Origin of the sequence: Pseudomonas sp. CM25 (assembly GCF_013179705.1) — a bacterium.
Lineage (GTDB): Bacteria > Pseudomonadota > Gammaproteobacteria > Pseudomonadales > Pseudomonadaceae > Aquipseudomonas.
The window spans coordinates 1-4,114 of record NZ_JABMCW010000421.1 but is presented as its reverse complement, the minus strand read 5'-3'; the positions used below and the strand labels follow the sequence as shown (position 1 = coordinate 4,114).

The following is a 4,114-nucleotide window of genomic DNA, read 5'->3' as shown; positions in this document are numbered from 1 at the left end:
GGCAAAGCTGCGCTGCACAATGACAAAGCGGCCGTCTTCGGCCGCCAGCGCTTGCCCTGTGGCAATCGCCTGTGGATCTTTGTCGAAGCCCAGCAGCCGCCCTTGCGGCCCGAGCTTGCTGAGGATCAGCCGGCTGTGTCCGCCACGGCCAAAGGTGCCGTCCAGATAGCAACCGTCGGCGCGCAGGGCCAATGCCTCGACAGCTTCGTCGAGCAGGACGGTGATGTGGTTGAAGCCGCTATCTATGGTCACAGGATCAGGTCACGCAATTCGTCGGGCATGGCGCCCGGTTGTTGGATAGCTGCAAGATCGGCTGCCGAAACCGCGTTCCAGGCATCTTCGTCCCACAGCTGGAATTTGTTCAGTTGCCCCACAAGCATCGCCTTCTTGTCGAGCTTGGCGTACTCCCGCAAACGGGGCGGTACCAGGAAACGCCCACTGCCATCGAGCTCCAGGTCAACCGCATTACCGATCAGCAAACGCTGCAGGCGGCGGTTTTCCTCACGCAACGATGGCAAGGCACGCAACTTGGCTTCTATCTGTTCCCACTCGTCGAGGGGATAAACACACAAGCAGGGATCCACAGCATCAATGGTCACGATCAGCTGGCCATTGCAACGCGAATCGAGCTCGTCACGGTACCGGCTCGGCATGGCGAGACGGCCCTTGGCATCGAGGCTGACGGCGTTGGCTCCGCGGAACACGGCTGCGATTCCCCACAATGGTAGCTTTTTTGTGTCAGAAAACCCACTTCATCCCACTTTCTGCCACTTGCGCACACTATAGGAATCCGCCCGCAGCACCGTCAAGGCACGTTCATGAGGAAAAGTCTTACAGGACCGAGATTTAGCGCGATAAAGGAATGTGGAAGGAATACCAATGGGAAAAAAACGCGATAAAAATCAAACCCACGCAAGCAGATGGAGTTCGAAGTTAAAGTGATTTATCAAGAGTAAGATTTTTTCGGTCTTACCAGAGGGCGCTGCTGACGATTACAGCAGGGAAGGAAAGGTGGAGAGTCGATCTGTAAGCCGGGTTTTGTCGAGGACAGTCATTCCTCTACGACGGCCATCACTGGACGCCTCTAGCAACCTACCCGGTTCCGACGCGGGCCACGCCTGATGGAACCCTATTTGGTCTTGCTCCGAGTGGGGTTTACCTAGCCACGAACTGTTGCCAGCCGTGCGGTGCGCTCTTACCGCACCTTTTCACCCTTACCGGCACCGAAGTGCTTAGGCGGTTATTTTCTGTGGCACTTTCCGTAGGCTCGCGCCTCCCAGGCGTTACCTGGCACTCTGCCCTATGGAGCCCGGACTTTCCTCCCCCGCCTTTTGCGGAACAAAAGACGGCAGCGACTGTCCGATCGACTCTCCGCCGACAAGGTTAACGGCACACGCGCCCAAGAACAAGTGATACCGGCATTTATATCAAACTGCCACTATTCGGCTTTCTGTTTTTCCAGGGCAAGTTGATACAACAGATTCTTCCTTACCCCGGTAATTTCAGCGGCAAGCGCCGCCGCGCGCTTGAGCGGCAACTCGGCCAGAAGCAAATCGAGCACCCGCTGCGCTTCGACGCTGATGGCCTGTTCGCCTTCAGGTGCACTCCAGCCACCCACCAGCACCACGCACTCACCGCGCTGCTGATTGCTGTCACCGGCAACGAAGGCACGCAGCTCAGCCAGGGGCAGACCCTTGAGGGTCTCGAATGTCTTGGTCAGTTCGCGCGCGAGCAAGGCCGGGCGATCACCGCCAAAGACGGCCTCCATGTCTTGAAGGCATTCCAGGATGCGGTGCGGCGCCTCATAGAAGATCAGCGTGCGCGGCTCTTCCTTTACCTGCTCCAGACGCGCCCGGCGCCCCGCAGTCTTGGCCGGCAGGAAGCCTTCGAAAATGAAGCGGTCCGACGGCAGGCCGGCGGCCGACAGCGCGGCGATCAAGGCGCAGGCACCCGGCACCGGCACCACGCTCACCCCTGCGGCCCGCGCCTGGCGTACCAGGTGGTAGCCGGGGTCGGAGATCAGCGGCGTGCCGGCATCGGAGACCAGCGCCACATTCTCGCCGGCCAGCAGTTTGGTAAGAAAACGCCCGCCCTCGTCACGCTCGTTGTGCTCATGGCACGCTGCCAGCGGCGTGTCGATACCGAAGTACTGCAGCAGGCGGACCGAATGACGGGTGTCTTCGGCGGCGATCAGCGCCACGTCCGCCAGCACCTTCAGCGCCCGGGCGCTCATGTCGTCAAGGTTGCCGATGGGGGTTGCCACCACATACAGCGTCCCCACCGCGGATTTCGAAGCCCCTGCCACATCAGTCACTGCGCACACCTGTCATTCGGATCAAAGGCGCCATTGTAGCCCGAGCGCCCGTAACAGGGCGCAAAGAACTTCGCCAGCGATCGGCGCCAGGCCACCTATAGTGAAGGATCGACACAGCAACATCGCGCCCCGGCCAGTGCTTGGGTACAATTGCCGGCCAACTTGATCGAGTAACAGGACCTTTACATGATCGCTTGCCTGCGGCTGCTTACAGCCCTCTGCCTCGCTGCCTTGCTGGCGGCCTGCGCCAGCTCGCCCTCATCCAGCCTGGGCGAACTGCCGCGCACCCCGGACGCCAGCATCGAGCAGTTGCTGGAAAAGGCTGCTTCCAGCAAGTCTGCAGAAGACGCTGCGCTGCTGCGCCTGAGCGCGGCCGACCTGGCCTACAAGCAGAAGGACTTCCCGCGCGCCGCGCGCATCCTCGAGCAGGTCCCGATGGACACGCTCAAGCCGGCCCAGCAAGTGTTCGCCAGCACCCTGGCGGCCGAGCTGGCCATGAGCCGCAACCAGCCCAAGGCAGCCTTGACTGCCCTGGCCCACCCCAGCCTGCAGCGCGTTGCCGAGCTGCCTGAAGCGCAGCAAGTGCGTACCTACAGCGTGCACGCCGCCGCCCTCGAAGCCGACGGCCAGGCGCTGCCTGCCGCGCAACAGCGCATGCTGCTGGGCCCGCTGCTCAGCGGCCAGGCCGCCAGCGCCAACAACGACGCCATCTGGGCCCTGGTCGCCTCGCTGCCGGCAGAGCAACTGCAGCAACCTGGCAACGACCAGACCCTGGCTGGCTGGACCAGCCTGGCCTTCGCCGTGAAAAGTGCCGGCACCCTGGAACAGCAGCAGGCGGCTATCGAGGACTGGGTGAAACAGCACCCGGACCACCCTGCCGCCAAGCAACTGCCGACAGCCCTGACCAAGCTCAAGGAACTGGCCAGCCAGCCGCTGACCAAAATCGCCCTGCTACTGCCTCAGGAAGGCCCGCTGGCCGGGGTTGCCCGCGCCTTGCGTGACGGCTTCATGGCCGCCCACTTCCAGGCCCAGCAAGCCGGCCAGGCAGCACCTGCGGTGCAGTTGTTCGACAGCTCGCGCATCGGCTCGCTCGACGACTTCTATCGCCAGGCCCAGGCCGCTGGCGTGCAACTGGTCATTGGCCCACTGGAAAAACCACTGGTGAAGCAACTGGCCGCCAAACCGCAACTGCCGATCACCACCCTGGCACTGAACTACGCTGACGCTGGGCAGAAAGCCCCGCCGCAGCTGTTCCAGTTCGGCCTGGCTGCCGAAGACGAGGCCCGCGAGGTATCCCGCCGCGCCCGCGCCGACGGCATGGTTCGCGCGGTAGCCCTGGTGCCGAGCGGCGAATGGGGTGACCGCGTGCTGGCCGCCTTCCGCCAGGACTGGGAAGGTAATGGCGGCACCCTGCTCGCCGCCCAGCGCATCGCCCAACCCGTTGCCCTGGCCCAGCAGATCGCCGATCTGTTCCAGCTGCGCCAGAGCGAAGGCCGAGCCAAAAGCCTGCAAAGCACGGTCGGCGGCAGCATTTCCGCACAACCATCGCGCCGCCAGGATATCGACTTCATCTTCCTCGCCTCGACCCCGCAACAGGCGCAGCAGATCAAGCCGACCTTGAACTTCCAGTACGCCGGTGACGTGCCGGTCTACGCCACCTCGAACCTGTACAGCGCCAGCGGTGACGTGAACCAGTACAACGACATGAACGGTATCCGCTTCTGCGAAACGCCGTGGCTGCTCGACACCAGCAACAGCCTGCGCCAGCAGGTCGTGCAGCAGTGGCCACAGGCCGCCGGC

At 62.9% G+C, this 4,114-nt stretch carries 4 protein-coding genes and 1 other RNA gene; 1 reads left to right on the top strand and 4 read right to left on the bottom strand.

Going from position 1 to position 4,114, the window contains the following annotated elements:
• The 4 genes from mraW to rsmI form a co-directional block, all read right to left on the bottom strand.
• On the bottom strand, positions 1 to 252 hold a 252-nt coding region (mraW, locus tag HP546_RS26985; RefSeq protein ID WP_372242467.1), incomplete at its 3' end, for a 16S rRNA (cytosine(1402)-N(4))-methyltransferase.
• Positions 249 to 704, bottom strand: a complete 456-nt coding sequence (gene mraZ / locus HP546_RS26980; protein WP_004575120.1) for a division/cell wall cluster transcriptional repressor MraZ — start codon at positions 702 to 704, stop codon at positions 249 to 251. The genes mraW and mraZ, both read right to left, overlap by 4 nt.
• Positions 705 to 1,011: 307 nt before the next feature.
• Positions 1,012 to 1,371: RNase P RNA component class A (rnpB, locus tag HP546_RS26975), an RNA gene on the bottom strand.
• Positions 1,372 to 1,438: 67 nt separating this feature from the next.
• A complete protein-coding gene (rsmI, locus tag HP546_RS26970; RefSeq protein ID WP_172231911.1) occupies positions 1,439 to 2,314 on the bottom strand; it encodes a 16S rRNA (cytidine(1402)-2'-O)-methyltransferase in 876 nt (291 codons plus the stop codon).
• Between the two features lie 186 nt (positions 2,315 to 2,500).
• On the opposite strand from rsmI, the gene HP546_RS26965 reads away from it, so the two are divergent.
• Positions 2,501 to 4,114, top strand: a 1,614-nt coding sequence (locus tag HP546_RS26965) for a penicillin-binding protein activator (RefSeq protein ID WP_172231908.1), incomplete at its 3' end; no start/stop codon positions are given.